Source organism: Mesobacterium pallidum (assembly GCF_019966535.1).
GTDB lineage: Bacteria > Pseudomonadota > Alphaproteobacteria > Rhodobacterales > Rhodobacteraceae > Mesobacterium > Mesobacterium pallidum.
On the sequence record NZ_JAIMID010000003.1, the window covers coordinates 293,300 to 320,286 of the forward strand.

Sequence of the window (26,987 nt, forward strand, 5' to 3'; positions counted from 1 at the left end):
GGTATTTCCTCAGATCAGGATCGTTGCCGGATCGCTGTCGTCGTAGAGGCGCTGTTCGAGATGCGCGCGGCGCGACAGGATCTTGTTGCTGTTCAGGTTGCCCTTGGCGGTGATCTCGCCTTCGGGCAGCGAGGCCGGTTCGGCCAGCACCAGCGCGCGCGAGATGCGGGCCGAGGAGCCGGCCTTGAGGCGCGGGGCCAGCGCCGCGCGGATGTCCTCGGCCAGGGCGGGGTCGATGATGACCTCCTGCCCCGGCTCGACCGTGATGCCACGGGCCTTGAGAGTCGCCGGGTTCGGGAAGATCATCACGCCGATCTCGGACCGGTTCGCGCCGGTGATGACGAGATCTGCGGCAATGCCGCCCAGCTCGCCCAGCACATCAAGGCGCAGGGTCGCAGCGCGGACCCATGTGCCCGAGGTCAGCTTGAATTCCTCGGTGAGGCGGCCGACGAAGCGCAGGCCCTTGTCGGGGTCGGCCGGGTCGACGAAGGCCATGACGTCGCCGGTGCGGAAGAACCCGTCTTCGTCGAAGGCCTCGGCGGTTTTCTCCGGTTCGTTCAGGTAGCCGGGCATGATGCTGTCGCCCTTCACCCGGACCTCGACGCGTGCGTCCTCGACCGGCACGAGCTTGACGTCGAGGCCGGTCAGGGGTACGCCGACGATGCCGGACATGTGGGTCGGTTCGTGCTGGATCAGCGCGGCAGGGGCGGTTTCGGTGAGGCCCCAGGACGAGTTCATCAGCGGGACGTGGCCCGTGACCTCTTTCGCCAGGTCCTCGATCCCCTTCCAGACATCCTGCGGCAGGGCCGCGCCGGCGTAGAAGAGCATGTCGAGCCCGGCAAAATAGCTTTCCGCCAGCGCCTTGTCGGCGCGCATCGCCTCGAGCAGCTTGGCGTAGCCAACGGGGACGTTGAAGGCCAGGGTGCCGGTCTTCATCCGCAGGTTTTCCAGCGTGCGCGGGAAAAGGTCCGGCGTCGGCTTGCCGTCGTCGATGTAAAGCGATCCGCCATTGGCCAGCATCAGGTTGAAATTGTGTGACCCGCCGAAGACGTGGTTCCAGGGCAGCCAGTCGACGATCACCGGCGGCCGCGCCTTGAGGAAGGGCAGCGTGTCGAGCAGCTGGGCCTGGTTGGTGCACATCATGCGCTGGGTGGTGATGACCGCCTTGGGAGCGGAGGTGCTGCCCGAGGTCATCAGGTACTTGGCGACCGTGTCGGGGCCGACGGCGGCATTGGCGGCGGCAAGGTCCACGCCGTTCGCGCCCTTGAGCATGTCCGCCAGCATCGTGGCGCCTTCGATCTGCCCGCGCGAGATGACGATCTCGCGGCCGTGCATCTCGTTCAGGGCCAAGGCCTCGGCGACGCGGTCACCATCCTCGGCAAAGATCATGCCGGGATCGGTGACCGAGATCACGTGGCGCAGGTGGCGGTGGGCGCCGGGGATCAGCGCGTATTGCTCGGCCACGGGCACGGTCGGCACGCCGACATATTGCGCGGCCAGCGTCAGCAGCCCGTGGTCGACCGAGTTGCCCGAAATGATCAGGATCGGCGTGTTCTGCCCCATGCCCCGGGCCAGCATCGCCTCGCCCAGCGCCTGCACGATCTGCAGGGCGCTGAGGAACGACTCTTCGCGCCAGCCATCCCCGGACCTGTCGGCGATGAAGGTGGCGTTCGGCGTCATGCGCGCCCAGTGGTGCAACCAGTCCGAGGTCTTGGCGACGACCGGGCTCCGCACGTAGGCGGACCGGAACACCATGGTGCCGTCGGCGCGCGTTTCGAGCTTGGTGGAATGCGGTCTGTACTTGCTGTCCATGTCCATGCCTCCCGTCATGGCCGCCTTTTCAGCGGAAGTTCGGTTGCCGTTTCTCGAGGAAGGCCTGCAGCCCCTCGAGCGCATCGGCGCTGGTCTGCGTCAGCGAGGCGCAGAGGCTTTCCGTGAAAAGCCCGTCATTGCGGCTCATGTCGCCGATGCGGGCCAGCGACTGGATGATGATGTGGTTGGTGAGCGGCGCGTTGCCGGCGATGCGCTCGGCCAGTTCCTGCGCGCGGGCGATCGATTCGCCCTCTCCGACCAGCTCGTGGGCGAGGCCCATCATGCGGCCATCCTCGGCGTTGTAGCGGCGGCCGGTCAGCATCATCTCGGTCATGCGGTCCGGGCCGATGATGCGGCCGACACGCACGCTCGCGCCGCCGCCGACAAAGATCCCGCGCCGCCCCTCGGGCAGCTGGAACATGGTCGAGGGTTCGGCGATTCGCACGTGGGTGGAGGTGGCGAGTTCCAGCCCGCCGCCCATCACCGCGCCGAACATGGCCGAGACGACCGGCAGACCGCCGAACTGGATCTGCTCCATCACCTTGTGCCAGTTGCGGCTGTGGTAGAACGTGCCTTCGGCATCGCGCTGGGTGTGCTCGGAAAGGTCGAGGCCCGAGCAGTAATGGCCCGCCGTACCGGTCAGGACGATCACGCGCACGCCCTCGGGCGGGGTGAAGAACACCTCGGAGAGGCCGTTCAGCAACGTGTCGGACATCGCGTTGCGCTTGTCGGGACGGTTCATCGTCACGGTTGCCACGGGCCCGTCGACAGAGACCTTCACCACTTCTTCCGCCATCACATCCTCCCGCGCGTATTCGTTCTGAGTACCGATTGTTAGGTTCAAGAACGATCTGCCAGAATCGCCTGCGCTTTGCAAACGATCTTTGAAACGAGAACGGCCGCGACACGAGAGTGCCGCGGCCGCCGTTTCACCGGGTGATCCGGTGATTATTCGTACATCGGGGTGTATTCCGCGATCAGGCCGCGGGCCTCGTCGATCAGCGCCTGTCCGTCGATGCCGCGCTTGTCCATCTCGGCGATCCACTGCTCATAGACCGGCTGGGCGGCGTCGCGCCAGGCCTGCATGTTGTCACCCTCGACAGTGATGATGTTGTTGCCGAGGTCGACGGCGATCTGGCGCGCCGGGCCATCCGCATCCGCCTGGGTGCCACCGGCAAAGACCGAGAATTCCATCCCGGAATTGTCGTCGATCACCTTCTTGAGGTCATCGGGCAGCGAATCGTAACGCGGCTTGTTCATCGCCAGCACGAAGGTCAGCACGTACAGCGCCTCGCCCGCGAACTCGGTGTGGTTGCTGACCAGCTCGGGCACCTTCAGCGACGAGGTGACTTCCCACGGGATCGTGGTGCCGTCGATGACGCCTTTCGACAAGCCCTCGGACACGGCCGGAACCGGCATGCCGACGGGCGTCGCGCCCAGTTCGGTCAGCAGCAGGTTGACCGAGTTCGAACCACCGCGGATCTTCATGCCCGCCAGGTCACCGGGCGCAGTGACCGGGTCCTTGGTGTGGATCATGCCGGGGCCGTGGACCCAGGTGCCCAGGATATGGACATCCTTGAAATCGGTTTCCTTCCAGTGCTTTTCATACATCTCCCAATAGGCGCGCGACACGGCGCGGGCATTGGTCATCATGAAGGGCAGCTCGAACACCTCGGTGCCCGGGAAGCGGCCGGGCGTGTAGCCGACCACGGTCCAGACGATGTCCACAACACCGTCGCGGGCCTGGTCCATCAGCTGCGGCGGGGTGCCGCCCAGCGACATCGAGGCATAGCGGTCGACCTTGATACGGCCACCCGAATCCTTTTCGACATTGTCGGCCCAGACATCCAGGACCAGCTTGGGCACGTTGGCCTGCGGCGGCAGGAACTGGTGCAGCTTAAGCGTGACTTCCTGGGCCAGCGCCCCGGTTGCGGCCATCGCGGCAAGGGCAACGCCGCCCAGCGCGCCCAGGACCTTGCGTCTTGTCGTCATCGTGAATCCTCCCTGTGGATCGACGTCGTGTGATCTATGGTGCAGGACTGTCCATGTTTTGCACTATCTTGCCAAGTCAATTTTTCGCATGGCGCCGGGTTTCCCGTCAAAGATGTGGATGACCCGTCAGTTAATGCCTGCGCCGATCATGTGATTGGGCGCACTGCACTATATCGCGCGATTTCACCGCGACATACTGCAGGGCCCGGCGGGACGGCGACGGCTAGTCCGCCGGACCGATGGCCAGGGCGATCGGGTCCAGCCCGTCGATACCGCCGGTAATCTGGTCACCCGCCACCACGGCGCCGACACCGGCGGGCGTGCCGGTCATGATCACGTCGCCGGGGGCGAGGTGGTAGTATGTCGACAGGTCCGCGATGACCTCGTCGCACTTGTGGATCAGTTCGTCCAGGGTCGCGTCCTGGCGGGTCGCGCCGTTCACCGACAGGTGGATGCGCTGGTCGGCGACCGGGCCGAAATCAGCGGCCCTGGTCAGCGGGGCAAAGACCGCCGCGCCTTCGAAATCCTTGCCCAGGTCCCAGGGCCGCCGCTTGTCCTTGGCGGTGTTCTGCAGGTCGCGCCGGGTCATGTCGAGCCCGCAGCCATAGGCGTAGATCGCCTTGGCCGCCTCGGCTTTCGAGGCGCGAAAGACCGGATGGCCGATCACCAGCACCAGCTCCATCTCGTGATGCAGGTCGGAGGTGCCCGGCGGGTAGGGCAGCGTGCTGCCGGTGGGCAGGACGGCGGCCGGATTCTTGGTAAAGTAGAACGGCGCCTCGCGGTCGACCTCGGCCCCCATCTCGGCCGCGTGGGCGGCGTAGTTGCGCCCGACGCAGAAGATCCGCGCCACCGGGTAGGCCGCGGCTTCGCCGTTTACCGGGATCGTCTGCACCACGGGCGGGGGAAAGAGCGTGTCGGTCATGGGCGGCCTCCTTGGCTCATCGCGGCCAAAGCGCCGCTTCGGGTCCCGTGATACCGGCAAACGCCGCCCCGCGAAAGCCGCCCTGCCCCACCTTGCGGCCCGCAGGCGCGCGGCATAATGTGCGTACTTACGATCACCGCCCGAGGACCCCGCGCCGATGACCGACACCGCCCGCCTCGATCCGCTGCTGACCATGCCCGGCCACGTGCTGCGGCGGCTGCACCAGCTGTCGACGGCGGTGTTCCAGGAGCGGATAAAGGCGGCGGGCCACGAGATGACCTCGGTGCAATACGCCGCGCTGCGCACGCTGGCCGAACATCCCGGCATCGACCAGGCCGGGTTGGCGGCGCGCATCGCCTATGACCGCGCCACCATCGGCGGCGTGGTCGACCGGCTGGAACAGAAGGGGCTGGTCGAACGCTGCGTTTCTCCCCGCGACCGCCGCGCCCGCGAGGTGCGGCTGAGCGAGCAGGGGCAGGCGTTGTTCGACGAGGTTCGGCCGCTGGTGGACGGGCTGCAGGACGATATCCTGGCCGGCCTCACGGACAAGGAGCGGGCGCAGTTCCTGACCCTTGGCGCCAAGGTGATCGCGGCCGCCACCCGCGACTAGGCGCCCAGCCAGGTATCGTAATCCGACACCAGCAGGCGGGTCGGGTCGGTGTCTTCCTCGATCTGCGAGAACCGCCCGATGGGGTCGCGAAAGATGTTGTCGGTTCGGTCGTCGTTGACGTTCGACACCTCGCCGATCAGCACGCGCCCGCCCCGGCCCCAGAAGGCATGCCAGATGTCGGTGGTCAGCGTCACGCTTTCGCCCGGGGCCAGTTCCAGCAGCGCGCCCGGCGGCAGGTCGCGCATCGTGCCATCGGTGCGCACGGGCACTCGCGCCTCGGGGTCGGGCTGGCCATCCGCGCCCATCCTGAACAGTTCGAGCACCAGGATCCCGCCGCCGCGGTTGATGATGTCCTCGGTCTTGAGCACGTGGCGGTGCATCGGCGACAGCTGGTTCTCGCCCGAGATCATGATCTTTTCGGCGTACAGCATCCCCCGCCCCGTCGCGAGGTTGTCGTTGGTCCCGTTGCGCACGGTGAACAGGAACAGGCCGAGGTCGTCGAACCTCCCCTGCCCGTAATCGGTGATGTCCCAGCCCAGCGCATGGTCGCGGATCATCGCGCTGTCATCGCTGACCCGCGCCTTCAGCGTCTCGGGCGACCATTCGGAAAAGGGGGGCAGCACGAAGCCATGGCTGCGAATGAAGGCCCCGCTTTCGGCGATGATCTCGTTCACGATACTTCGTTTCATGTCGCACCCTCCTTGGTATTGCCACACCCAGCGAGCCGCCCTAGCTGCCCCCTTGTCAAGGATGATCGGCGCACCTAAAACGATTTAGGGTCGCGCCGGTTGTTGACGGACCAGTCAACAACCCCGGTAGTTGCCCCGAGGAAGTAGAGGAAAGATGAGTAGCAGCGAGGATGACGCCGCCCGTCTCAGGCCCGGTGAGCGACCAACCCTCAAGACAATCGCGCGGCTGACCGGGCTGGCGGTGCCGACCATCTCGCGTGCGCTGAACGATGCGCCCGACATCGGGGCGACGACCAAGGCGCGGGTGCGCGAGGTGGCGCGCAGCGTGGGCTACGTGACCAACCGCGCCGGGCTGCGGCTGCGGACGGGCAAGACCCATGCGCTGGCGCTGGTGCTGCCCGAGGAACAGGACCTGATGGCCCAGACCTCGCGCCTTGTCTCGGCGATCACCGAAGAGGCGCAGGCCGGCGGCTACCACGTGATCATCACGCCGGTCGCACGCCCTGCCGACTCGCTGCGCATGGTCCGGCAGGTGGTCGAGGCGGGGATCGCCGACGGGCTGATCCTGAACCAGATCCAGCCCAGGGACACCCGGATCAAGTTCTTGATGGACCGCAGGATCCCCTTCGTCACCCATGGCCGGACGGAATGGTGCGACCGCCACCCCTATTTCGATTTCGACAACGAGACGTTTGGCCGGATCGCCGTGCGACGGTTGCAGATGCGCGGGCGGCGGCGGCTGCTGATGCTCGTGCCGCCCGTCGCGCAGGCCTATTCCGCCGACATGATCCGCGGTGCGAAGGACGAGGCCAGACGCCTCGGGATCCGGGTCGAGGTCATGCCGGGCGCGACCACCGACGATCCCATCGACATGATCGAACCGGCGGTCAGAGACGCCTGCGCCAGCTTCCAGCCCGACGGGATCATCGCCGCCACCAACGCGGCCGCCATCTCGGCGATTGCCGGGCTCGAGGCGATCGGGCTCGAGATCGGCTCGGGCGTGGACCTGCTGACCAAGGACCCGGGCACCGGCACGCTGATGCGGCTTTTCCGGCGCAATACCCTGCTGGTGACCGAGGACGTGCCCCGCGCGGGCGCCACGCTCGCCAAGGCGCTGATCCAGGCCATCGAGCATCCCGAGTTGCCGCCGATCCAGGGGCTCGACGTGCCGGACGAGAGCAGCTGAGCTCAGGCGCTCTCGGCCCGTTGCAGCGCGAAGGACGCGAGGATCAGCAGCGCCGCAAGGACCGAGATCGCACCCACCGCCCAGAAGGCCGGCGCGCCGACCGCGCCGTAAAGCGCGCCGAACCCCGCGACCAGCAGGACCGAGGTCGCCATCTGCATGACGACAAAGAGGCTTTGCGCCTCGGCCGTCACCTCGACCGGGGTGCGGCTGGCGATGAAGTAGATCGCCCCCAGCAGCGACAGCGAAAAGGTCAGCCCGTGCATGAGTTGCAGCGGCCAGAACCAGGCCAGGTCCGGGGCCAGCGCCAAGAGGCCCCAGCGCAGCAGCCCGGCGGCGGCCGAGATCAGGATCAGCATCCGGGCCGAGAACCACGCCTGCAGCCGCGGGAACAGGAACATCACCAGCGCCTCGGCGCCCGCCCCCAGTGCGATCAGCAGGCCGATGCCGCCGGGATCGACCCCGCCATCGCTGAAATAACGCGCGGCGAATGCGTTCATCACCGCGTGGCTGGCCTGCAGCAGCGCGCCGGCCACGATGGGCAGCAGCACCCAGGGGCTGAGCGCCGCGCGCAGGCTGGCGGAAAAGGCCAGGCCCTTGCGCGGCAGCCCCGCCTCGGTCCCGCTGCGCAGCAGCGGCAGGCGCCAGGCGCCCAGCGCCCGCGCGGCGGCAAAGCCGACCAGCAGCAGCGGGAAGATGCCGTCGCCGCCCCAAAGCACCGCGTAGCCGGTGACCACGCACATGACGGTGTAACCGACGGTACCCCAGGCCCGCACGGGCCCGAACGAAAAGCCCTGCGCCTGCCCGAAGCGGATCGAGGCACCGTCCGAGACCGGCATCACCAACCCGGCCGGCACGACCGCCAGCGACAGCAGCAGCAGCAGCATCACGAACCCCTCGGCCAGACCCAGCCAGAGGGTGAAAAACAGCGCCACGAAATGCCCGATCACGATGGCTTGCCGCCAGTCGCGCGCGGCATCGGCAAGCCGCCCGACGAAGACACCCAAAAGTAGCACCGTCGCCATCGGCACCGCGTTGAGCACGCCGATCTGCGCATCGCTCATCCCGCGATTTTCCAGCCATATGGGAAGATAGGTGTTCGCGGCCGCCATGACCCAGAACAATGTGAAGTAGTAGCGGGTGACCGCGAATTGTCCGGCGCTCATATGGGCGTCCCGCCTTGCTTCAATGGCCCCTGTGTTGACATGCGGGGGAAATCTCTGCAAGCGCTAGCGTTAACAGGGGGTGGCCGTATGGAGCGCTGCGCCCACCGGAAAGGCAACCGTGGGTGGAGGCTCGCCATGTATCTCGGACTTGATCTCGGAACCTCGGGCCTCAGGGCCATGCTGGTCGACGGCAGCGGCGCGCCCGTGGTGGCGGCCGAGCGGGCCTTTGCCACGCAGCATCCCCGGTCCGGCTGGTCCGAGCAGGACCCGGCCCAGTGGACCGACGCGCTGCAGGCCACCGCGGCCGAGCTGCGCGCCAGCCACCCAGCCGAATGGGGCGCGGTCAAGGGGATCGGTGTCTCGGGCCACATGCACGGCGCGACGCTGGTCGATGCGGCGGGCGCGGTGATCCGGCCCTGCATCCTGTGGAACGACACCCGCAGCCATGCCGAGGCGGCCGCGCTGGACGCGACGCCCGGCGTGCGGGAGCTGTCGGGCAACATCGTCTTTCCCGGCTTCACCGCGCCCAAGCTGCTCTGGGTCGAAACGCATGAGCCTGAAGCCTTTGCCCGCGTCGACAAGGTGCTGCTGCCCGCCGCCTACGTGAACTTCTGGCTGACGGGCGAGGCGGTGGCCGACATGTCCGACAGCGCCGGGACGTCGTGGCTGGACGTGGGCGCGCGCGACTGGTCGGATGCGCTGCTCGAGGCCGGGCACATGACCAAGGCCCAGATGCCCCGGCTGGTCGAGGGCAGCGAGGTCGCCGGTACCCTGTCGGCCCGCGCCGCCGAGGTGCTGGGGCTGCCGCAATCGGTCGTGGTGGTCGGCGGGGCCGGCGACAATGCCGCGGCGGCCTGCGGCGTGGGCGCCATGCGCGAGGGGCAGGCCTTTGTCAGTCTCGGCACCTCGGGCGTGCTCTGCGCCGCGCGGGACGGGTTCAGCCCGCTGGCGGAAAGCGCGGTGCACACCTTCTGCCACGCGGTGCCGGGGCGCTGGTACCAGATGGGCGTGATCCTGTCGGCGACGGATTCGCTGAATTGGCTGGCGCGGATGACCGGCCAGAGCGCGGCGCAGCTGTCGGGGCTGTTGCCGGCGACGATCGAGGGGCCGGCGAGCGTGCGGTTCCTGCCCTACTTGTCGGGCGAGCGGACGCCGCATAACGACGCGGCCATCCGCGGCGCCTTTACCGGGCTGGGCCAGTCGGACGGGCCGGCGCAGCTGACCCAGGCGGTGATGGAGGGCGTGGCCTTTGCGCTTGGAGATTGCCACGAGGCGCTGAAGGCGACCGGCGCGCAGATCGACCGGGCGCTGGCCATCGGCGGCGGCACCGCCTCGCGCTTCTGGCTGGAAACCATCGCGACGGTGCTGGACCTGCCGCTCGACCTGCCGCAGGCGGGCGAGTTCGGCGCGGCGCTTGGCGCGGCCCGGCTGGCAATCTGCGGCGTGACCGGGGCCGCGCCCGAAGAGGTCATGACCCCGCCCGCCGTCCGCGACGTGGTCGCCCCCCGCGCCGATCTCAGGGACGCCTACGCGGCGGCCTGGGACAAGCACCGCGCCAGCTACGCGGCGATTCGCGCCGTTCAGTGATTTCGGATTGCTGCGCAATCCGACCGGGGGCGCGCGGCTGCGCCGCGCGCCGGTGCGTGGCACGGTTCGAGGAAGAGCCCAAGCGGCAGCGCCCGTGGTGACGGCCGGAGCAAGGGCCCTGCCCCTCGCGCCGCAGTCGCGGCATCAATAGATGCGAGGGGCCAGCCTCTCGCGCCGCAGGCGCGGCTTCAACAGATGCGAGGGGCTAGCCCCTCGCGCCGCGGGCGCGACAACAAAAGATGCGAGGGGCCAGCCCCTCGCGCTCCCCGAGGTATTTGGAAAACGATGAAGGCATGGGGAGCCGCACGATCACGGCGGGCCCGCGCCCCGGCTGCGGTCAGTCGGCCGAGATCCAGCCCTCCGGCGTCTTCAGCTTATGGGTGATCGTGTTCTGGCGCCCGAGGGTCTGTTCGATGAAACAGCCGCGCTTGGCTGCCGCGACGAGGGCCAGCTGGTCCGCCAGGGGCGCATCGCTGTCGATCTTCACGTCGATCTCGAAGCTTTTCGGCGCGGTCTCGTAGGTGCGCCCCTCGCGCGCCCAGTCCCAGCAGACCCGGGTCTCGACGTCCAGATCGTTGAGTTGCACCCCCAGCCGCTTGGCGAAGGCGCGCACCTGGGTCATCAGGCAGCCGGTGAGGCTGGCGACGAAGAGCGCCAGCGGCGGCGGGGCCGAGGCATCGCCGCCGTGGAAGGGGCCTTCGTCGGTGGCCAGCGCATGGGACGGCTCGGTGAAGGGCTTGACCATGCGCACGTCGAGTTCGTTGCGCATCTTGCCCGTGGCCTTGCCGCTGCAGTGAAACTCGACCTCGGCGCGCGGCGGCGCGGTCTCGAATGTCATTCCCTGGCTCATCTCTTATCCTCCCGTTGCCTGGGGCGAGCAGACAGGGAGTTGAACGATTGTTCAAGTGCCTTGCGGGGTCAGTCCACCGAGGGGTCGAGCCGCACCCGGTAGGGCTTGGTCGCCCAGCCCTGGGAGGAGCAGCGGGCGCGGATGTAGATCTCGCGCAGCCCGTCGGGAAGCATCACGCGCGACAGGGACCGGGTGAAGGGTTGTTCGGTGACGTGGGGGTGGGCCAGCTTGCGGGTGCCCAGCACCTTGCCCTTGGCATCGAGGATCTCCCATCCGTCGGCATAATGGTCCCAGCCGGTATCGGGGTGTTCCAGCGTCACGTCGAAGCGCCAGCCCATGCCGGGATGACTGACATCGACCGCCAGGATGCGGGGCACCTCGGCCAGGGCGGGCGAGGTCAGAGACAGGGCAATAAGCAGGGCGGCGCGGATCATGGCGCGACCCTAGTCCGCATCGGGCGTAACAGGGGTCACTTTGCCGTGTTGCGGCACCGGGCGGCTGAGCAGCGCAGCCCGCGATTGCGAGGCGAATTCGCGCCGCCAGAGCGTCGTGACGGTGAGCGCGGTGGCGAGCAGCAGTGCCTCGGGCCCGAGCAGCCAGGCGCCCGAGGCGAGGGCGAAATAGACCGAGCGCAGGCCGCGGTTGAAGCCGCGGGCGGCGGTGATGTTGATCTCGGCCGCCTGCGCCGCGCGGGGCAGCGCGTCGGGATCGTCCGGGTCGTTCGGCACGGCCGCAGCGAGGACCGAGCAATAGCCGAACAGGCGGTGCGACCAGACGAATTTCAGGAAGGCATTGGCGACCAGCAGCAGGATGCAGATCAGCTTGATTTCCCACACGATCTGCGGGTCGCGCCCGAGGTCGAGATCGGCCGCGACCGAAGCGATGCGCTCGGTGTCGCCCAGGAGCGCCAGCCCGCCGCCCAGCGCGATCATGCTGGCCGAGGCGAAGAAGGCCGTGCCCTGCCGCAGGTTGGCCAGGATCGAGGCGTCGAAGATGCGCGGCTGGCGCGTCACCATCTGGCGCATCCATTCGCGGCGGTACTGCGCCATGATGATCGACACCGAGGGGCGGGTCGACGAGGGGTGCTCGATCCGCCAGCCCGTGAGCAACCAGGCCGCGACCAGCAGGGTCACGGCCAGTAAATCGAGCGCGGTGAATTGCGCGAGGCTTCCATTCCAGTCCATCTGTGCGACACTATTGCGGAAGGCGGGGGCTTGCCAGCCCATGTGATCACCCGTCACCCTGCCGCCGAAAGGGAGGAAGACCCATGCAGATGCCCGAACCGGACGCCCGCGTCCTGTCGATCAAGCCGCAGCTGGTGAAACGGCTGCGCGAGGTGTTGCCCGAGGATGCCGTGATCGACGCGCCCGAGGAGACGCGGGCCTATGAATGCGACGCGCTGACCGCCTATCGCTGCCCGCCGCTCTGTGCCGTGCTGCCGTCGTCGACCCAAGAGGTGTCGGACGTGTTGCGGATCTGCCATGAGCTGGGCGTGCCGGTGGTGCCGCGCGGCTCGGGCACCTCGCTGGCCGGGGGCGCCTTGCCGACGGCCGACAGCGTGATCCTGGGCGTGGCGCGAATGACCGAGGTGCTCGAGATCGACTATGCCGACCGGGTGATCCGGGTGCAGACGGGGCGGACGAACCTGTCCGTGACGGGCGCGGTGGAGGAGGGCGATTTCTTCTACGCGCCCGATCCGTCCTCGCAGCTGGCCTGCGCGATTGCCGGGAACATCGCGATGAACTCCGGGGGGGCGCATTGCCTCAAGTACGGGGTGACGACCAACAACCTGATGGGCGTCACGCTGGTGCAGATGGACGGCACGGTGGTCGAGATTGGCGGCGCGCATCTGGATGCCGGGGGCCTCGACCTCCTGGGCGTGATCTGCGGCAGCGAGGGCCAGCTGGGTGTCGTCACCGAGGCCACGCTGCGGATCCTGCGCAAGCCCGAGGGCGCGCGGCCGGTGCTGATCGGCTTTGACAGCAACGAAGTCGCGGGGCGCTGCGTCAGCGACATCATCAAGGCCGGCATCCTGCCCGTCGCGATCGAGTTCATGGACCGCCCCTGCATCCGCGCGACCGAGGATTTCGCCAAGGCAGGCTATCCCGATTGCGAGGCGCTGCTGATCGTCGAGGTGGAGGGCAGCCCGGCCGAGATCGACGACCAGCTGGCGCGGATCATAGAGATCGCCCGCCGCCACGACCCGGTCGAGCTGCGCGAGAGCAAGAGCGCCGAGGAAAGCGCCCGCATCTGGCTGGGGCGCAAGTCGGCCTTTGGAGCCATGGGGCAGATCAACGATTACATGTGCCTCGACGGGACGATCCCGGTCAGCGAGCTGCCCTATGTCCTGCGACGAATCGGCGAGATGAGCGCCGAGTACGGGCTGGGCGTGGGGAACGTCTTCCACGCGGGCGACGGGAACATGCATCCGCTGATCCTGTTCGATGCGAACAAGCCAGGCGATCTCGAGAAATGCGAGGCCTTCGGGGCGGATATCCTGAAGCTCTGCGTCGAAGTCGGCGGCTGCCTGACCGGAGAGCATGGCGTGGGGATCGAAAAGCGCGACCTGATGAGCCACCAGTATCGCGACGTGGATCTCGAGGCGCAGATGGCGGTGAAGGACGTGTTCGACCCGAAGTGGCTGCTGAACCCGGCGAAGGTGTTTCCGTTGCCTGTTTCGGCCGGGCGTCGCGCTGGGTGAAAGGTGCAGGAGCGAGGGGCCAGCCCCTCACACCGCAGGTGTGGCATCAAGAACAGCGAGGGGCCAGCCCCTCGCGCTCCCCGAGGTATTTGGAAAACAATGAAGACATGAGACCTGAGAGCGAAGACGAGCTGGCCGAGATGGTGCGGGCCGCGAACGGGCCCCTGCGGGTGCGGGGCGGCGGGACGCGGGACATCGGTGCGCCGGTGCAGGGCGAGGTGGTGGAGACCGGCGGGCTGTCGGGCGTGACGCTGTATGAGCCGGGCGCGCTGACACTGGTGGCGAAGGCGGGCACGCCCGTGGCCGAGATCGAGGCCATGCTGGGGGCCGAGGGGCAGAGGCTGGCCTTCGAGCCGATGGATCACCGGGTGCTTCTGGGCACCGAGGGCGAGCCGACCCTGGGCGGGGTGGCCTCGGCGAACGTCTCGGGTCCGCGGCGGATTTCCGTGGGTGCGCCGCGGGATTTCATGCTGGGCGTGCGCTTTGTCGATGGCGCCGGGCGCGTGGTGTCGAATGGCGGGCGGGTGATGAAGAACGTCACCGGCTATGACCTCGTCAAGCTGATGGCCGGATCCTGGGGCACGCTGGGGGTATTGACCGAAATCAGCCTCAAGGTCTTGCCCGCGCCCGAGACCGAGGCGACGCTGGTCATTCCCGGGCTCGTGGCCGAGACCGCCGTGGCGGCCATGTCACGCGCGCTCGGCTCGCCCTTCGAGGTGAGCGGGGCGGCGCATGGGGTCGCCGGGACCTGCCTGCGGGTCGAGGGGTTCGAGAGCCAGGTGCGCTATCGGACGGCCCAGTTGACCGAACTGCTGACGGGCTTCGGCGCCCCTCAGGTGCTGGAGGCGGTCGACAGCCGCGCGCTGTGGCGGCGGATCGCGGATGTCGAGGAACTGGCGACGGACGCGGGCGATGTCTGGCGGCTGTCGGTGCGACCGTCGCAGGCGCCGGGGCTGGTGCAGCAGATGCGGGCCGATCAGGTGCTGCTCGACTGGGGCGGCGGGCTGATCTGGGCGCGTGTGCCCGAAGGGACCGACCTGCGGGCGCGGCTGGAAGGCTTTGGCGGCCATGCCACGCTGATCCGCGCCGGGGCCGAGACCCGGTCGCGGCTGGCGGTGTTCCAGCCCGAGCCTGCGCCCGTGGCCGCGCTGACCGCCGGGCTGCGGCAGAAATTCGACCCGCGCGGCATCCTCAACCCGGGGATCCTGGGATGACGACAGCCGACGACTGGATGGCCGCCCGCCAGCCCGCCGGGACGCGCGCCCGGATCGACGCCTGCCCGGCGCGTGGGGCGTGCCGCACACATAGATCGGACGGGCGGCTGACCGGCACGCCCGCCCGCCCCAACTAGAGGCAAGCCCATGCAGACCACCTTTACCGAGGACCAGCTGAAGGACCCGGGCACCGCGCGGGCCAACCAGATCCTGCGTGCCTGCGTCCATTGCGGCTTTTGCACCGCCACCTGCCCCACCTACCAGGTGCTGGGCGACGAGCTCGACAGCCCGCGCGGCCGTATCTACCTGATCAAGGACATGCTCGAGAACGAGCGGGAGCCGGACGCCAGGACCGTCAAGCATATCGACCGCTGCCTGTCGTGCCTTGCCTGCATGACCACCTGCCCGTCGGGCGTGCATTACATGCACCTTGTCGATCACGCGCGGGCCTATATTGACAAGCGCTACAAGCGGCCCTTCACCGACCGGGCCCTGCGCTGGGTGCTGGCCGCGGTGCTGCCGCATCCGACGCGGTTCCGGCTGGCGCTGCTGGGGGCCAAGATCGGTCGGCCCTTCCGCCGCTTCCTGCCGGACCCGCGCCTGCGCGCCATGCTCGAGATGGCGCCGAAAGAGATCCCGCCGGTCAGCCGCAACGACGATGCGCAGGTCTTCCCGGCGCAGGGCGCGCGCCGCATGCGGGTCGCGCTGATGACCGGCTGCGCGCAGAAGGCACTGAACACCGACATCAACGACGCCACGATCCGGGTGCTGCGGCGGCTGGGCTGCGAGGTGGTCGTGGCGAAAGGCGCCGGCTGCTGCGGCGCGCTGACCCATCACATGGGGAAGGAGGCGCAGGCCCATGCCTCGGCCGCCGCGAACATCCGCGCCTGGCAGGCCGAGATGCGGGGCGCGGGGCTGGATGCCATCGTCATCAACACCAGCGGCTGCGGCACGACGGTCAAGGATTACGGGCACATGTTCCGCTCGGGTCCGCTGGCGGGCGAGGCGGCCGAGGTCGCCAGCCTCGCCTGCGACGTCTCGGAACTGCTGACCCGGCTCGCGCCGGAGGCCAAGGCGCCCGAGGCGCTGCGCATCGCCTACCATGCCGCCTGTTCGCTGCAACACGGGCAAAAGATCAAGGACGCCCCCAAGGCCCTGCTGCGCGGCGCCGGGTTCGAGTTGGTCGAACCGGCGGACCCGCACCTGTGTTGTGGCTCGGCCGGCACCTACAACCTGCTGCAACCCGAGATCTCGGGCCAGCTCAAGGCGCGCAAGCTGCGGACGCTCGAGGCCAAACAGCCCGACGTGATCGCCGCCGGCAACATCGGCTGCATGATGCAGATCGGCTCGGGCGCCTCGGTGCCGGTCGTCCACACGGTCGAGCTGATCGACTGGGCGACGGGCGGGCCGAAACCCCGGGCCCTGGCAACGGATGATTAACCGTCGCGCCGCATTTTCGCCCCATCTGCGGGATAGCCTGCGGAGCAAGTAAGGATCAGTTCATGGATCGCGTGGTGCGGCACCTGTTTACCCGGTTTCTCCTGTTGTGTGCCCTCGCGACCCCCGCGCTGGCGGACAGCAGCCTGCGCCGGCTCGACACCGGCGACCAGGGACGCGGCTGGGAGGCGGTGGGCCGCATCGACCTGGGCGGGCGCGGCTTCTGCACCGGGGCGCTGATCGCGCCGACGCTTGTGCTGACCGCGGCCCATTGCCTGTTCGACTCCACCACCGGCGAACGCATCGCGCCCGAAGATATCGAGTTCCTCGCCGGCTGGCGCAACGGTCGCGCCTCGGCCTATCGCCGGGTGCGGCGGGCCGTGAAACACCCCGGCTACGTGTTCGAGGACGCGCCCTCGGCCACCCGCGTCAGCCATGACCTTGCGCTGCTGGAACTGCACCACCCGGTGCGCAACACAACTGTGATCCCCTTCGAGACCGCGCATGACCCGCGACCCGGCGACCAGATCGGCGTCGTGTCCTACGCCAAGGGCCGGTCCGAGGCACCCAGCCTGCAGGAGCTCTGCGATGTCCGCACCCGGCAGGAAGGCGTGCTGGTCATGACCTGCGACGTCGATTTCGGCGCCTCGGGCGCGCCGGTCTTCCGGCTGGGCGCCTCGGGCCGGCCGCAGATCGTGTCGGTCGTCTCGGCCAAGGCCGAGGTGGATGGCGAAGCGGTCTCGCTTGGCACCGCGCTCGAAGAGCCGCTGGCCACCCTGATCGCCGCGCTGGAAACCGGCGCGGGGTTCGACACCGCCGCCCCGACCGGGATCACCCGGCTGTCGCAACCCGTGCCCGCCTCGCGCGGGGACACCGGCGCAAAGTTCATCAAGCCATGAGACATCTCGCAGCCCTCCTCTGCCTCCTCCTTGCCGCGCCCGCCTGGGCCGAGAATTCCGGCCTGGAACGGCTCGACGCCCGGCAATCCCTGCTGGGATGGGAGGCGGTGGGCCGCGTCGACATCGGCCGCACCGGCTATTGCACCGGCACGTTGATCTCGCCAACGCTGGTGCTGACGGCGGCGCATTGCGTCTACGATGCCTCGGGCAAGCTGTTGCCGGCGGCAGAGTTCACCTTCCGCGCCGGGCTGCATGACGGGGCTTTCGTCGCCAGCCGCAAGGCCCGGCGCCTCGCGGCGCATGCGGGCTACGATCCCTCCGTGGGCGTGCAGGCCGAGAACATCCTGCACGACGTGGCCCTGCTCGAGCTCGAGACCGAGATCTCCACCTCCGCCGCCGCGCCCTTTGCCCTGCACAGCGGCAGCCAGCTGGGCGACCGCGTCAGCGTGGTCAGCTACGGCCGCGGCCGCGACGACGCGCCCTCGTGGCAGCGCGAATGCGGCATCGTGGAAAAGGGCGGCGGGCTGATGGTCTTTGACTGCGACGTCGTGCAGGGCTCGTCCGGCGCGCCGGTCTTCCACCGCGAGGGCAACCGGGGCCGCATCGTCGCCCTCATCAGCGCGGCGCAGATCGACGCGGGCAAGACGATCTCCTTCGGGATGGAGCTGCCGACGGTGGTGGCCGAGGTCAAGCGCCAGCTGCACATCGCCCCCGCCGGCATCGCCGCCGCCCGCCCCACGGTGGTCAAGCGCATCACCGTCGGCGACGGCAACAGCACCGGGGCCAAGTTCGTGCGGCCCTGACGCCCCCGCGCCCCGCCCCTGCTTTCACTTTTCCCCAAAAACTCACATCCCGGCCGCAGCCCCAAGGCGCCCGGCCCGCGCTTTCATCTTTCCACAAATATGCACGTCCAACGCCCGCCACGGGCGCAGGCCGCCTAATGCTCGTTCCGCAAGAGCAGCAGAAGGGCCACGATCGACAGCCCCACCCCGCCCAGGACCAGCAGCGGCGGGACATCCCCGCCCAGGGCGATCTCCCACCCGATCACCCAGCTCGGCGTCAGGTAATTGTAGGCCATGACCTTGCCCGCCGGCAGCCGCATCGACCCGAACTGCACCAGCGTGAAGGTCACCGCCGTGGTCGCCACGGTCAGGTAGCCCAGCGCGATCCAGACGATCCCCGGCAGCGCCGCCCAGTCGGTCGCCACCACGCGGCCGCCGCCGTAAAGGCTCATCAGCAGCGCCCCCGCGACCAGGGTGAAAAAGGCAAAGGCAATCGCGCTTTCGCCCCGGTTCAGCATCCGCACCAGCGGGATGTAGATGGCATGGGCGATGCAGCCGTAGAAGTAGATCAGCTCTCCCTCGCCGATGTGGAACTGCACCAGCGCGGACCAGTCGGCGCGAAAGATCACCCACAGCGCCCCGGCCCCGCCGATGGCCAGCGCCATCGCCATGCGCGGCGTGGTGCGCTGGCGCAGCAGCAGCCAGCCGAAACCCGCGCTCATGATCGGGGTCAGGGTGAAGACGGCCGAGGTCGCCACCGGGTCCGAGGTGCGCATCCCCTCGAACATCAGCACGAAATAGGTGGCGAATGTCCCGCCCAGCACGAGGTAGCGCCACGGCGCCCGCATGTCCCGCCCCGAGATCCCGCGCGTGGCAAGGCCCACCGCCCCGACCACCACCGCGCCCAGCACGAACCGCGCCACGTTCATCGCCACCGGGTCGATGAGCGGCGCCGCCCGCACCCCAAGCGAGAACGACCCCGCCACCAGCGCTGAAAAGGTGAACATGGCCAGGTGGCCAAGGGCCGCCGGACTCATCGACGGGCGCGCATCAGCAGGCGATGTCCTTGGACGCTTCCTTGAGGTGCCGCACCAGCGCCTGCACCTTGGCCGTGCGGTGCAGGTCCACATGGGTCACCAGCCACAGCTGCGACCGCCATTCCGCCTCGAGCGGCGGGATGACCTCCTGCAGATCGGGAAAGCGCGCCGCCTCCATCCGCGGCATGAAGCCGATGCCCGCCCCGTTCACCACCGCAAGCTCGAGCGCGCGGGGGTCGGTGCTGCGAAAGACCATGTTGTCCTCGGGCGCATGCTTGCGCAGCCAGGCGTAGAACAGCGCCCGGCTTTCGGGGTTGTCGTGGCAGACGAAATCATGCGCGCCGAAGTCCTCGACCCCCGCGGGCCGCCCCTTGCGCGCGATGTAGCTGTCCGAGGCGTAAAGCCCCACGGCGTAATCCATGAAGGGCAGCACCACGTTGTCGGGGTTCTGCGGCGCGCTGCCCGCCCGCACGGCCAGGTGCGCCTCGCCGTATTCCAGGCGGAACAGCCGCTCGCCCGTCAGGTAGCGCACCGTGACCTCGGGGTATTGCTCGCGAAAGGCGGCCAGCGCCGGCACCATGAAGGGCGCCAGGTTGACCAGCGAGGTCACGACCAGTTCGCCCTCGACCCCAGCGCCACGGCCCTTGATCCGGCCTTCCAGCTGGGCGAACTGCTCGTCCGTGGTCTGGGCCACGCGCAACAGGTCCTGCCCGGCCTCGGTCGGCGTGTAGCCGCGCGGATGGCGCTGGAACAGCTTGACGCCCATGCGCCCCTCGAGCGCGTCGATATGGCGGATCACGGTGGCATGGTGCACGCCCAGGATCTCGGCCGCGCCGCTGACCGTCCCGATGCGCGCCACCTGGTAGGCGGTCCGTACCTCGTCCCAGTTGTCCATGTGGCCACCTGTGCGTTGACAAACCAAGTGCCGCCATGTGCCGCCATGTGCCCCGCGGATGCAAGAGGCTTCCTTGAACGCGAACGCGGGTGACGCTTGGGAAACTCTACCATTTGATGTATCCTTCCCGCCATGGGTGCGCGCCCCATGTGCGCGATTGCGCGAAAAGGGTGGGAACCATGAACGAACGTCACCTCCAGATGCTGATGGCGGCCACGGGCCATTACCACGGCGGCATCGACGGGCAGATCGGCCCGAAGTCACGCCAGGCCATGCGGGATATCGAGGCCGCCTTTCGCGACCGCTACACCTTCGACCCCACCGGTTCGACCGAGGCCCGGCGCGAGGTGGCGGTGGCCCAGGCCTGTCTCGACAAGCTCGGGCACGATCCGGGCGCGATCGACGGCTGGATGGGCAACAACACGACCGAGGCGCTGAACGGGTTCCTGTTCAAGCAGGCCACAGGCAAGGCCGAGGTGATCGACCGCACCCCGCTGGCGGCCCCCGTCGGCGGCGGGTCGATCCCGACCCAGGCCGAGGTCGGCCGCGTCTATGGCTCGCCCGGCGACCAGATCAAGAAGCGGCTGGTGACGATCAAGCTGCCCTTCAGCCTGCGCATCGACTGGAACCTGCGGCAGAAGGCAACCCGGATCACGGTGCACCGCGACTGCGCCGACCAGCTGATGGCCGCTTTGGTCGCCGTCCATGCCCATTATGGGCCGGACCGCATGCGCGATCTCGGCATCGACCGCTATGCCGGGGCCTACAACCACCGCAAGATGCGCGGCGGCAACAGCTGGTCGATGCATGCCTATGGCTGCGCCATCGACTTCTACGCCGAGCCGAACGGGCTGCGCACCCAGTGCCCCGAGGCGCTGTTCTGCGGGGCCGCGTACAAGGATTTCCTCGACATCATGCAGGACCACGAATGGCTTCCCGCGATCCGGCTCTGGGGCAAGGACGCGATGCACTTCCAGCGCGCGCGGCTCTGAGCCCGGCGCCTGAAAATAATTCCGTCCGGGCGGATTGACGCCGCGCCGCGCGCCCCACATCTCGGTGCCAGACGCCGGGTCTGCAGGCTTGCCCGTCGCCGGGCAGCCCCTGCCAGACCCCCAGGCCGACCCGCATGAAAGGGCGTTTGGACGATGGAAACTTGGCTGCCCTTCGGCGTCGGGCTGGTCCTTTTGTGTGTCGGAGGCGACCTTCTGGTGCGCGGCGCGGTCCGCCTCGCCGATCGTCTCGGCATCTCGCCCCTGGTGATCGGGCTGACGCTGGTCGGCTTCGGCACCTCGACGCCCGAGCTGGTGACCTCGGTCCAGGCGGCCCTGTCGGGCGCGCCGGGCATAGCCTATGGCAACATCGTCGGGTCGAACATCGCCAACATCCTGCTGATCCTCGGCATCTCGGCGCTGATCTGCCCTATCGCCGTGACGCCCATGGCGCTGCGCCGCGACGCGGGCGTGATGCTGGCCGCCGCGCTGCTCTTTGCCGGGCTCGCGCTGGCCGGGCCGCTGGGCCGGGTGGCCGGCCTCGGCTTCCTGCTGCTGCTCGTCGCCTACCTCGTGCTGGCCGTATGGCAGGAACGGCGCGCCGCGCCGGCCCCGGCCGCCCCGACTGACCTGCCGGCGCGCGGCCACCCGGCCCGCGACATCGCCCTAACCCTCGCCGGGCTCGCCGCGACGCTCGCGGGCGGCACGCTGCTGGTGCGCGGCGCCATCGGGATCGCCGCCGCGCTGGAGCTGCCCGAGACCCTTGTCGGCCTGACCATCGTCGCGGTCGGCACCTCGCTGCCCGAACTCGTCACCTCGGTCGTCGCGTCCCTGCGCCGGCAGACCGACGTGGCCTTCGGCAATATCGTCGGCTCGAACATCTACAACGTGCTCGCCATCGGCGGGGCCACGGCCACCCTGTCCCCCGGCGCGGTTCCCTCCCGCATCGCGAGTTTCGACAATCTGCTGATGATCGGCGCCTCTGTCCTGCTGGTGCTCGTCTCGGCCACCAGGCTCAGGATCGAGCGCTGGGAAGGCGGGCTGCTGCTGGCGGGCTATGTCGGCTACCTCGGCCTCATCCGTCCCTGAACCCCAGCGGGCGGAACTCCGGCAGGTCGAGCTCGTTCGCCCATTCCTCGGCCAGCGCCGCGCGCTCCAGCACCCGGATCTCGTCCAACGTCGTGACCTGCGCGCCCTGCCCACGCAAATGCTGCAGCAGCCGGTGCGAATGCAGGATCACCGGGTCGGCATCCAACGGCTCCCAGGCGTCCAGCAACGTGGTGCGGCGCAGGTTGAACTCGGGCGGCAGCACGTAGAAGGGCAGCTCCCCCTCCCACAGCAGCTGCTTCAGGCTCACCTGGTCTCGCAGCAGGCCCAGCGCATCATACCGCGCCTTCCAGGCGTCAAAGAACGCCTGCATCCGCGCGCCCTGCCGGTACAACATCACGCCCGAGTTCATCTGCGGAAAGGCATAGGGCCCGCCGCCTTCCTTCACCAGAGCCGAGCGCCGCCGCACGTCATGCGCCAGCGCCAGCGGAAAGCGGTCCGCGATGTCGAACAGATCGCCGAAGGGCGCCAGCGCCAGCGTGTCGGCATCGAGATAGAGCACCCGCTCGAACCGTGCCGCCCCGAGACACTCGAGATAGACCCGCGGATGCGACGACGGCGCCACATGCACCGCGTCGAACACCTCCGGCCGCTGCGCCACGTCGGTCACCAGGTCCACCGCCAGCCCCGGGTTCCACCGCTTGACGCTTTCCGCCGACTGCACGGCCAGGTCGACGTAATCGCCGCCCACCGCCACGTAGATCACCCCGTCTCGCATGCCAAATCCCTCACCTGATCCCCTTCATCTTTCCGATAAACTCTCGGGGGTTGCCATTGTCGCGCCATTGGTCCGAAAGACAATGGCGACGGGGGGCAGACAGCCCCCCCGCTTTCTCCACCCGCCACGCAAACACCCCATTTCCCTTGACTCCCACCCTATATCCCCGTATCGCCCGCGCAATCTCCGGGAGTCTTCGTGTCTTCCGGTCCCATGGGCTGTGCCCGGGATCGCCCTCCGTCAGCGCGTCGCGCCCACGGAGGCCGCACCGCATTGCTTGGGGTCGAGCCGGTTCCTGACTATCTAGGGGCCATGTGACAACGGTTGTGAAAGGGCCGGACATGTTCGAAAACCTATCCGAACGCCTCTCTGGCGTCTTCGACCGCCTGACCAAGCAAGGTGCGCTGAGCGAGGACGACGTCAAGACCGCCCTGCGCGAGGTCCGCGTGGCCCTGCTCGAGGCCGACGTCTCTCTCCCCGTGGCGCGCGACTTCGTCAAGGCGGTGCAGGACAAGGCGACCGGCCAGGCCGTGACCCGGTCGGTGACGCCGGGCCAGCAGGTCGTCAAGATCGTCCACGACGCGCTGGTCGACACGCTGACCGGCGCCGAGGACCCCGGCAAGCTCAAGATCGACAACCCGCCCGCGCCGATCCTGATGGTCGGCCTGCAGGGCGGCGGCAAGACGACGACCACCGCCAAGCTGGCCAAGCGCCTGAAGGAGCGCGAGGGCAAGAAGGTCCTGATGGCCTCGCTCGACATCTACCGCCCGGCGGCCATGGACCAGCTGCAGATCCTTGGCGCGCAGATCGGCGTCGACACCCTGCCCATCGTGCCGGGCCAGAAGCCCGTCGACATCGCCCGCCGCGCCAAGCAGCAGGCGACCATGGGCGGCTACGACGTCTACATGCTCGACACCGCGGGCCGGCTGCAGATCGACCAGGTCCTGATGCAGGAGGTCGAGGACGTCCGCGATGTGGTCAAGCCGCGCGAGACGCTGCTGGTGGTCGACGGCCTGACCGGCCAGGTCGCGGTCGAGGTCGCGCAGGAATTCGACGCCAAGATCGGCGTCTCGGGCGTGGTCCTGACCCGGATGGATGGCGACGGCCGCGGCGGTGCGGCCCTGTCGATGCGCGCCGTGACCGGCAAGCCGATCCGCTTCGTCGGCCTCGGCGAAAAGATGGACGCGCTCGAGACCTTCGAGCCCGAGCGGATCGCCGGCCGTATCCTCGGCATGGGCGACATCGTGGCCCTCGTCGAAAAGGCGCAGGAGACCATCGAGGCCGAGCAGGCCGAGCGCATGATGAAGCGCTTCCAGAAGGGTCAGTTCAACATGAACGACCTCAAGATGCAGCTCGAGCAGATGCTCAAGATGGGCGGCATGGAAGGGCTGATGCAGATGATGCCCGGCATGGGCAAGATGGCCAAGCAGCTCGACGGCGCCGGGATCGACGACAAGGTGATCCGCCAGCAGATCGCGCTGATCCAGTCCATGACCAAGCGCGAACGCGCCAACCCGGCGATTCTCCAGGCCAGCCGAAAAAAGCGGATCGCCGCCGGCGCGGGCATGGAAGTGTCGGAACTGAACAAGCTGCTCAAGATGCAGCGTCAGATGGCCGATATGATGAAGAAGATGGGCAAGATGGGCAAAGGCGGCATGCTGAAACAGGCCATGAAGGGCATGTTCGGCAAGGGCGGCATGCCGGCAGACATGGCCGGCATGGACCCCAGTCAGATGGACCCCAAGGCGCTGGAAGCGGCCGCCCGCCAGATGGGCATGGGCGGCAAGCTGCCCGGCCTTGGCGGCGGCGCCCTGCCTCCGGGCCTCTCGGGATTCGGCAAGAAGAAGTGAGCCTGCGCCTGTCGCATATCCCGGGCCCCGCCCCGATGACGACCCGATCCGCCCCGCGGACCGGCTGCGATGGCGCACGTCCCTGCCTTTCATCTTTCCACAAATATGCAATCGCCCGGTCTCAACCGGCGGGAGGCGCGGCATGAGCCTGACCAATGCCCCCCGCCTCGAGACCCCGCGCCTGATCCTGCGCGGCCCGGAAAAGTCGGATGCCGAGCACGTGATCCGCTTTCTCCAGGACCCGCTGCGCAGCGAAGGCTTCGGCCATATCGCCGAGCGCGGCAATGCCTGGCGCTGGTTCGCCATGAACGTCGGCCATTGGCACTGGCACGGCTACGGCTATTTCGTGATCGAGACCCGCGAGGGTGAGGTCGCCGGCATCTCCGGCATCTGGAACCCCGAGACCTGGCCCGAGCCCGAGGTCGGCTGGGTCGTCTTCGACGGCTTCGAGGGCCGCGGAATCGCCTTCGAGGCAGCCTTCCGCGCCCGGCAATGGGCCTACGAGGAGCTCGGCTTCACCACGCTCACGTCGAACATCGTGCCGGGCAACGACCGCTCGGTCGCGCTGGCGAGACGGCTGGGCGCCAGGTACGAGCGGACCTACGTGAACACCAACATGGGCGAGGACGAGCTGTGGCGGCACCCCTCGCCCGAGGATCTGGCCGATGGCGGGATGGAGGCCTACGCATGACCTCCCATGCCGCTCATATCCCGGTGATCGAGACCGGGCGCCTGACCCTGCGCGCGATCGGCGAGGATGATCTGGACGCGCTGGCCGCCTTCTATGAAGGCGACCGGTCGTCCTTTGTCGGCGGGCCGCTGGACCGCGCGCGGTGCTGGCAGATGATCGCCGGCAATCTCGGCCATTGGCTGCTGCGCGGCTACGGCATGTGGGTGATCGACGGCAAGGAGACCGGCACGCCAATCGGCCTTGTCGGCTTTATCTACCGCGAGGGCTGGCAGGAGCCGGAGCTGGGCTGGCAGATCTGGGACGGCGAAGGCAAGGGCTATGCCCATGAGGCCGCCGCCGCCGCGCGCGCCCATGGCGCGGCGCAGTTCGGGCTGGACAGCGTGATTTCCTACATCCACCCGGCCAATGCGCGCAGCCAGGCCCTGGCCCGTCGCCTTGGCGCGGCGCCCGAAAGCAAACATGTGCTGCTGGGGACCGAGGTCGACGTCTGGCGCCATCCCAAGGCGGAGGGCACGGCATGAGCGGCATCCAGATCCCCGTGCTGGAAACCCGGCGCCTGATCCTGCGCGGGCCGGAACCCGGGGATTACCCGAACTTCCGGGCGACCTTCTCCAGCTACCGCTCGCGCTTCATGGGCGGGCCGCTGAACCCCTACGAGACCTGGATGCTCTATGCCGCCGAGATGGGGCATTGGGAGATCCGCGGCTTCGGCATGTGGATGATCCACGACCGCGCGACCGACAAGACGCTGGGCATGGCCGGCGGCTGGTTCCCCGCCATGTGGCCCGAGCGTGAACTCGCGTGGATCATCTGGCCCGAAGTGGCCGGCAAGGGCATCGCGCTCGAGGCGACCCATGCCTGCCGCGATTATTTCTACCGCCAGCAGGGCTGGGACGGGGCGGTCAGCTACATCGACCCCAAGAACCTCGAATCGATCAAGCTGGCCGAGCGGCTGGGCGCCAGGAAGGACAAGGCCGCGGCAAGCGTCGACGGCAACGATGCCGTCTATCGCCATCCCTCGCCCGCCGACCTTGGCAACAGCCAGATCCGCGACGCCATCGAAGCCGAGATCGCCCATTACCAGGGGGCCATCTTCCCCTCGACCATGAAAGGAGCCGCCGCATGAGCGACGATGCCGTCACCCGCGCCGCCGCGCTGCTGAATAGCCACCGCGAGAGCATCGACCGGCTCGACGCGATCCTCGTCTACACGCTGGGCGAGCGGTTCAAGCACACCCAGGCGGTGGGCAAGCTGAAAGCCGAACACGACCTTCCCCCGTCCGATCCCACGCGTGAGGCCACGCAGATCGCACGGCTCGAAGACCTGGCGATCCAGGCCGACCTCGACCCGGAATTCGCCAAGAGCTTCCTGAATTTCATCATTCGGGAAGTCATCAAGCACCACGAGAAACACCAATCCTGACGGGATCGCCCGTCACCAAGAAGCCATTCGAAGGAGATACCCCCATGGCCATGAAAATCCGTCTCGCCCGCGGCGGCTCGAAAAAGCGTCCGTTCTACCGCATCGTCGCCGCCGATTCGCGCATGCCGCGCGACGGCCGCTTCATCGAGAAGCTGGGCACCTACAACCCGCTGCTGCCCAAGGACAGCGAAGACCGCGTCAAGATGGACGTCGAGCGCGTCCAGTACTGGATCGGTGAAGGCGCCCAGGTGACCGACCGCGTGTCGCGCATGCTGGAAGCCGCCGGCGTCATCGAGAAGAAGACCCGCAGCAACCCCAACAAGGGCACCCCGGGCAAGAAGGCCCAGGACCGCGCCGACGCCAAGGCCGAGAAGGCCAAGGCCGCCGCCGAAGCCGCTGCTGCACCGGCCGAAGAGGTTGCCGCGGAGGAGTGA

Annotated in this window: 29 protein-coding genes; 17 read left to right on the forward strand and 12 right to left on the reverse strand. The window is 68.5% G+C overall.

Features of this window, described 5'->3' with window-relative positions; translation table 11 throughout:
* Positions 1-9: 9 nt before the first annotated feature.
* From MF270_RS06715 to MF270_RS06730, 4 genes are all read right to left on the reverse strand, one after another.
* Entirely contained in the window at positions 10-1,812 is a 1,803-nt protein-coding gene (locus tag MF270_RS06715) for a feruloyl-CoA synthase (protein ID WP_238365104.1), read from the reverse strand.
* Between the two features lie 28 nt (positions 1,813-1,840).
* Positions 1,841-2,608 carry a crotonase/enoyl-CoA hydratase family protein gene (locus tag MF270_RS06720; RefSeq protein WP_238365105.1) on the reverse strand — a complete coding sequence of 256 codons (768 nt, stop codon included), beginning with the start codon at positions 2,606-2,608 and terminating at the stop codon, positions 1,841-1,843.
* A gap of 152 nt (positions 2,609-2,760) precedes the next feature.
* Positions 2,761-3,804, reverse strand: coding sequence for a TRAP transporter substrate-binding protein (locus MF270_RS06725; protein ID WP_238365106.1), 1,044 nt, complete (start codon positions 3,802-3,804; stop codon positions 2,761-2,763).
* Positions 3,805-4,027: 223 nt separating this feature from the next.
* Positions 4,028-4,726 (reverse strand): fumarylacetoacetate hydrolase family protein, encoded by a 699-nt coding sequence (locus MF270_RS06730; protein WP_238365107.1) that lies wholly within the window; start codon positions 4,724-4,726, stop codon positions 4,028-4,030.
* 157 nt (positions 4,727-4,883) lie between these two features.
* On the opposite strand from MF270_RS06730, the gene MF270_RS06735 reads away from it, so the two are divergent.
* Entirely contained in the window at positions 4,884-5,336 is a 453-nt protein-coding gene (locus tag MF270_RS06735) for a MarR family winged helix-turn-helix transcriptional regulator (RefSeq protein WP_238365108.1), read from the forward strand.
* On the opposite strand, the gene MF270_RS06740 is transcribed toward MF270_RS06735, so the two are convergent.
* Positions 5,333-6,025, reverse strand: coding sequence for a D-lyxose/D-mannose family sugar isomerase (locus MF270_RS06740; RefSeq protein WP_238365109.1), 693 nt, complete (start codon positions 6,023-6,025; stop codon positions 5,333-5,335). The two genes, MF270_RS06735 and MF270_RS06740, sit on opposite strands and share 4 nt — an antisense overlap.
* A 154-nt stretch (positions 6,026-6,179) precedes the next feature.
* Here MF270_RS06740 and MF270_RS06745 point away from each other — a divergent pair, with 154 nt between their 5' ends.
* The gene (locus MF270_RS06745; RefSeq protein WP_238365110.1) at positions 6,180-7,211 is read left to right on the forward strand and encodes a substrate-binding domain-containing protein; all 1,032 of its coding nucleotides are present in this window, start codon (positions 6,180-6,182) and stop codon (positions 7,209-7,211) included.
* 2 nt (positions 7,212-7,213) lie between these two features.
* Here MF270_RS06745 and MF270_RS06750 read toward each other — a convergent pair whose 3' ends face one another.
* Complete coding sequence (locus tag MF270_RS06750) at positions 7,214-8,374, reverse strand: MFS transporter (protein ID WP_238365111.1); 1,161 nt, start codon at positions 8,372-8,374, stop codon at positions 7,214-7,216.
* Positions 8,375-8,509: 135 nt separating this feature from the next.
* Between MF270_RS06750 and xylB the strand changes: the two genes are divergently transcribed.
* The gene (xylB, locus tag MF270_RS06755) at positions 8,510-9,961 is read left to right on the forward strand and encodes a xylulokinase (protein ID WP_238365112.1); all 1,452 of its coding nucleotides are present in this window, start codon (positions 8,510-8,512) and stop codon (positions 9,959-9,961) included.
* A gap of 337 nt (positions 9,962-10,298) precedes the next feature.
* On the opposite strand, the gene MF270_RS06760 is transcribed toward xylB, so the two are convergent.
* From MF270_RS06760 to MF270_RS06770, 3 genes are all read right to left on the reverse strand, one after another.
* A complete protein-coding gene (locus tag MF270_RS06760; RefSeq protein WP_238365113.1) occupies positions 10,299-10,799 on the reverse strand; it encodes an OsmC family protein in 501 nt (166 codons plus the stop codon).
* Positions 10,800-10,879: 80 nt separating this feature from the next.
* On the reverse strand, positions 10,880-11,245 hold the full coding sequence (locus MF270_RS06765) for a hypothetical protein (protein WP_238365114.1): 366 nt from the start codon (positions 11,243-11,245) through the stop codon (positions 10,880-10,882).
* A 9-nt stretch (positions 11,246-11,254) separates the two neighbouring features.
* Positions 11,255-11,995 (reverse strand): DUF599 domain-containing protein, encoded by a 741-nt coding sequence (locus MF270_RS06770; RefSeq protein ID WP_238365115.1) that lies wholly within the window; start codon positions 11,993-11,995, stop codon positions 11,255-11,257.
* Positions 11,996-12,078: 83 nt separating this feature from the next.
* On the opposite strand from MF270_RS06770, the gene MF270_RS06775 reads away from it, so the two are divergent.
* From MF270_RS06775 to MF270_RS06800, 6 genes are all read left to right on the forward strand, one after another.
* Positions 12,079-13,512 (forward strand): FAD-linked oxidase C-terminal domain-containing protein, encoded by a 1,434-nt coding sequence (locus MF270_RS06775; RefSeq protein ID WP_238365116.1) that lies wholly within the window; start codon positions 12,079-12,081, stop codon positions 13,510-13,512.
* Between the two features lie 107 nt (positions 13,513-13,619).
* Positions 13,620-14,726, forward strand: a complete 1,107-nt coding sequence (locus MF270_RS06780) for an FAD-binding protein (RefSeq protein WP_238365117.1) — start codon at positions 13,620-13,622, stop codon at positions 14,724-14,726.
* Entirely contained in the window at positions 14,723-14,863 is a 141-nt protein-coding gene (locus tag MF270_RS06785) for a hypothetical protein (RefSeq protein WP_238365118.1), read from the forward strand. The genes MF270_RS06780 and MF270_RS06785 overlap by 4 nt, the downstream gene beginning before the upstream one ends.
* Before the next feature lie 10 nt (positions 14,864-14,873).
* Positions 14,874-16,166: a glycolate oxidase subunit GlcF gene (gene glcF, locus MF270_RS06790; protein ID WP_238365119.1), complete on the forward strand. Its 1,293-nt coding sequence runs from the start codon at positions 14,874-14,876 to the stop codon at positions 16,164-16,166.
* 62 nt (positions 16,167-16,228) lie between these two features.
* On the forward strand, positions 16,229-17,062 hold the full coding sequence (locus MF270_RS06795) for a trypsin-like serine peptidase (protein WP_238365120.1): 834 nt from the start codon (positions 16,229-16,231) through the stop codon (positions 17,060-17,062).
* Entirely contained in the window at positions 17,059-17,865 is an 807-nt protein-coding gene (locus MF270_RS06800) for a trypsin-like serine peptidase (protein ID WP_238365121.1), read from the forward strand. Before MF270_RS06795 ends, MF270_RS06800 begins: the two co-directional genes overlap by 4 nt.
* Positions 17,866-17,999: 134 nt before the next feature.
* Here the strand turns inward: MF270_RS06800 and MF270_RS06805 are convergent, their stop codons facing one another.
* Together MF270_RS06805 and MF270_RS06810 are read right to left on the reverse strand one after the other, a co-directional pair.
* Positions 18,000-18,881 (reverse strand): DMT family transporter, encoded by an 882-nt coding sequence (locus tag MF270_RS06805; RefSeq protein WP_272490690.1) that lies wholly within the window; start codon positions 18,879-18,881, stop codon positions 18,000-18,002.
* 13 nt (positions 18,882-18,894) lie between these two features.
* Positions 18,895-19,776 carry a LysR family transcriptional regulator gene (locus tag MF270_RS06810; RefSeq protein WP_238365123.1) on the reverse strand — a complete coding sequence of 294 codons (882 nt, stop codon included), beginning with the start codon at positions 19,774-19,776 and terminating at the stop codon, positions 18,895-18,897.
* A gap of 179 nt (positions 19,777-19,955) precedes the next feature.
* On the opposite strand from MF270_RS06810, the gene MF270_RS06815 reads away from it, so the two are divergent.
* Together MF270_RS06815 and MF270_RS06820 are read left to right on the forward strand one after the other, a co-directional pair.
* Positions 19,956-20,768 (forward strand): M15 family metallopeptidase, encoded by an 813-nt coding sequence (locus tag MF270_RS06815; protein ID WP_238365124.1) that lies wholly within the window; start codon positions 19,956-19,958, stop codon positions 20,766-20,768.
* Positions 20,769-20,921: 153 nt separating this feature from the next.
* Positions 20,922-21,854 carry a calcium/sodium antiporter gene (locus MF270_RS06820; protein WP_238365125.1) on the forward strand — a complete coding sequence of 311 codons (933 nt, stop codon included), beginning with the start codon at positions 20,922-20,924 and terminating at the stop codon, positions 21,852-21,854.
* Here MF270_RS06820 and MF270_RS06825 read toward each other — a convergent pair.
* Positions 21,841-22,590 carry a glycosyltransferase family protein gene (locus MF270_RS06825; protein WP_238365126.1) on the reverse strand — a complete coding sequence of 250 codons (750 nt, stop codon included), beginning with the start codon at positions 22,588-22,590 and terminating at the stop codon, positions 21,841-21,843. The genes MF270_RS06820 and MF270_RS06825 overlap by 14 nt on opposite strands.
* A gap of 341 nt (positions 22,591-22,931) precedes the next feature.
* On the opposite strand from MF270_RS06825, the gene ffh reads away from it, so the two are divergent.
* The 6 genes from ffh (at position 22,932) to rpsP (ending at position 26,987) form a co-directional block, all read left to right on the forward strand.
* A complete protein-coding gene (gene ffh / locus MF270_RS06830) occupies positions 22,932-24,440 on the forward strand; it encodes a signal recognition particle protein (protein WP_238365127.1) in 1,509 nt (502 codons plus the stop codon).
* A gap of 142 nt (positions 24,441-24,582) precedes the next feature.
* The gene (locus tag MF270_RS06835) at positions 24,583-25,131 is read left to right on the forward strand and encodes a GNAT family N-acetyltransferase (protein ID WP_238365128.1); all 549 of its coding nucleotides are present in this window, start codon (positions 24,583-24,585) and stop codon (positions 25,129-25,131) included.
* Positions 25,128-25,652 (forward strand): GNAT family N-acetyltransferase, encoded by a 525-nt coding sequence (locus MF270_RS06840; RefSeq protein WP_238365129.1) that lies wholly within the window; start codon positions 25,128-25,130, stop codon positions 25,650-25,652. Before MF270_RS06835 ends, MF270_RS06840 begins: the two co-directional genes overlap by 4 nt.
* The gene (locus MF270_RS06845; RefSeq protein ID WP_238365130.1) at positions 25,649-26,257 is read left to right on the forward strand and encodes a GNAT family N-acetyltransferase; all 609 of its coding nucleotides are present in this window, start codon (positions 25,649-25,651) and stop codon (positions 26,255-26,257) included. Before MF270_RS06840 ends, MF270_RS06845 begins: the two co-directional genes overlap by 4 nt.
* Positions 26,254-26,553 (forward strand): chorismate mutase, encoded by a 300-nt coding sequence (locus MF270_RS06850; RefSeq protein WP_238365131.1) that lies wholly within the window; start codon positions 26,254-26,256, stop codon positions 26,551-26,553. The genes MF270_RS06845 and MF270_RS06850 overlap by 4 nt, the downstream gene beginning before the upstream one ends.
* A gap of 44 nt (positions 26,554-26,597) precedes the next feature.
* The gene (rpsP, locus tag MF270_RS06855; protein ID WP_238365132.1) at positions 26,598-26,987 is read left to right on the forward strand and encodes a 30S ribosomal protein S16; all 390 of its coding nucleotides are present in this window, start codon (positions 26,598-26,600) and stop codon (positions 26,985-26,987) included.

Bases quoted from the DNA above. Each gene is read 5' to 3' on its own strand.
- MF270_RS06845 (WP_238365130.1), top strand. From the start codon at position 25,649: ATGAGCGGCATCCAGATCCCCGTGCTGGAAACCCGGCGCCTGATCCTG.
- MF270_RS06730 (WP_238365107.1), bottom strand. From the start codon at position 4,726: ATGACCGACACGCTCTTTCCCCCGCCCGTGGTGCAGACGATCCCGGTA.
- MF270_RS06785 (WP_238365118.1), top strand. From the start codon at position 14,723: ATGACGACAGCCGACGACTGGATGGCCGCCCGCCAGCCCGCCGGGACG.
- MF270_RS06770 (WP_238365115.1), bottom strand. From the start codon at position 11,995: ATGGACTGGAATGGAAGCCTCGCGCAATTCACCGCGCTCGATTTACTG.
- MF270_RS06840 (WP_238365129.1), top strand. From the start codon at position 25,128: ATGACCTCCCATGCCGCTCATATCCCGGTGATCGAGACCGGGCGCCTG.
- MF270_RS06810 (WP_238365123.1), bottom strand. From the start codon at position 19,776: ATGGACAACTGGGACGAGGTACGGACCGCCTACCAGGTGGCGCGCATC.
- MF270_RS06735 (WP_238365108.1), top strand. From the start codon at position 4,884: ATGACCGACACCGCCCGCCTCGATCCGCTGCTGACCATGCCCGGCCAC.
- MF270_RS06835 (WP_238365128.1), top strand. From the start codon at position 24,583: ATGAGCCTGACCAATGCCCCCCGCCTCGAGACCCCGCGCCTGATCCTG.
- MF270_RS06720 (WP_238365105.1), bottom strand. From the start codon at position 2,608: ATGGCGGAAGAAGTGGTGAAGGTCTCTGTCGACGGGCCCGTGGCAACC.
- MF270_RS06820 (WP_238365125.1), top strand. From the start codon at position 20,922: ATGGAAACTTGGCTGCCCTTCGGCGTCGGGCTGGTCCTTTTGTGTGTC.
- MF270_RS06800 (WP_238365121.1), top strand. From the start codon at position 17,059: ATGAGACATCTCGCAGCCCTCCTCTGCCTCCTCCTTGCCGCGCCCGCC.
- MF270_RS06725 (WP_238365106.1), bottom strand. From the start codon at position 3,804: ATGACGACAAGACGCAAGGTCCTGGGCGCGCTGGGCGGCGTTGCCCTT.
- xylB (WP_238365112.1), top strand. From the start codon at position 8,510: ATGTATCTCGGACTTGATCTCGGAACCTCGGGCCTCAGGGCCATGCTG.
- MF270_RS06760 (WP_238365113.1), bottom strand. From the start codon at position 10,799: ATGACATTCGAGACCGCGCCGCCGCGCGCCGAGGTCGAGTTTCACTGC.
- glcF (WP_238365119.1), top strand. From the start codon at position 14,874: ATGCAGACCACCTTTACCGAGGACCAGCTGAAGGACCCGGGCACCGCG.
- MF270_RS06815 (WP_238365124.1), top strand. From the start codon at position 19,956: ATGAACGAACGTCACCTCCAGATGCTGATGGCGGCCACGGGCCATTAC.
- MF270_RS06825 (WP_238365126.1), bottom strand. From the start codon at position 22,590: ATGCGAGACGGGGTGATCTACGTGGCGGTGGGCGGCGATTACGTCGAC.
- MF270_RS06805 (WP_272490690.1), bottom strand. From the start codon at position 18,881: ATGAGTCCGGCGGCCCTTGGCCACCTGGCCATGTTCACCTTTTCAGCG.
- MF270_RS06780 (WP_238365117.1), top strand. From the start codon at position 13,620: ATGAGACCTGAGAGCGAAGACGAGCTGGCCGAGATGGTGCGGGCCGCG.
- MF270_RS06850 (WP_238365131.1), top strand. From the start codon at position 26,254: ATGAGCGACGATGCCGTCACCCGCGCCGCCGCGCTGCTGAATAGCCAC.
- MF270_RS06775 (WP_238365116.1), top strand. From the start codon at position 12,079: ATGCAGATGCCCGAACCGGACGCCCGCGTCCTGTCGATCAAGCCGCAG.
- MF270_RS06740 (WP_238365109.1), bottom strand. From the start codon at position 6,025: ATGAAACGAAGTATCGTGAACGAGATCATCGCCGAAAGCGGGGCCTTC.
- ffh (WP_238365127.1), top strand. From the start codon at position 22,932: ATGTTCGAAAACCTATCCGAACGCCTCTCTGGCGTCTTCGACCGCCTG.
- MF270_RS06765 (WP_238365114.1), bottom strand. From the start codon at position 11,245: ATGATCCGCGCCGCCCTGCTTATTGCCCTGTCTCTGACCTCGCCCGCC.
- MF270_RS06795 (WP_238365120.1), top strand. From the start codon at position 16,229: ATGGATCGCGTGGTGCGGCACCTGTTTACCCGGTTTCTCCTGTTGTGT.
- MF270_RS06745 (WP_238365110.1), top strand. From the start codon at position 6,180: ATGAGTAGCAGCGAGGATGACGCCGCCCGTCTCAGGCCCGGTGAGCGA.
- MF270_RS06715 (WP_238365104.1), bottom strand. From the start codon at position 1,812: ATGGACAGCAAGTACAGACCGCATTCCACCAAGCTCGAAACGCGCGCC.
- rpsP (WP_238365132.1), top strand. From the start codon at position 26,598: ATGGCCATGAAAATCCGTCTCGCCCGCGGCGGCTCGAAAAAGCGTCCG.
- MF270_RS06750 (WP_238365111.1), bottom strand. From the start codon at position 8,374: ATGAGCGCCGGACAATTCGCGGTCACCCGCTACTACTTCACATTGTTC.